The following is a 274-nucleotide window of genomic DNA, read 5'->3' on the forward strand; positions in this document are numbered from 1 at the left end:
GTACCCCCAGTTGTACGCGTCCTTCGCGGCCGTCTTCCCCACACACTCCTGCTGCCGCTCCGAATCCGCCGGGAACGCGGCCAGGTCACAGTCCGGAACCGCCTGATCCGCCCTCCGCTCGGGAATCCCGGTGACATCGAAGACGGGCAGCAGGTGTACGTACGATGTCCCCGACTTCGCCAGTTCTCTCAGGTGGCGGGAACCGTCGCCGCCGGTGTCGGTGAAGGCCAGATAGGTGCCCCGGTCCTTCGCCGGCACGGTCTTGTCGGCGACG

The 274-nt window shown here is 67.5% G+C and carries 1 protein-coding gene; it reads right to left on the reverse strand.

Annotated elements, in window-relative coordinates; all coding sequences use genetic code 11:
* Positions 1 to 274 (reverse strand): hypothetical protein (locus H5J33_RS36930; protein ID WP_220213074.1); only part of this gene is annotated, 274 nt, incomplete at both ends.

The sequence above is a fragment of the Streptomyces sp. WELS2 genome (genome assembly GCF_013870595.1).
GTDB lineage: Bacteria > Actinomycetota > Actinomycetes > Streptomycetales > Streptomycetaceae > Streptomyces.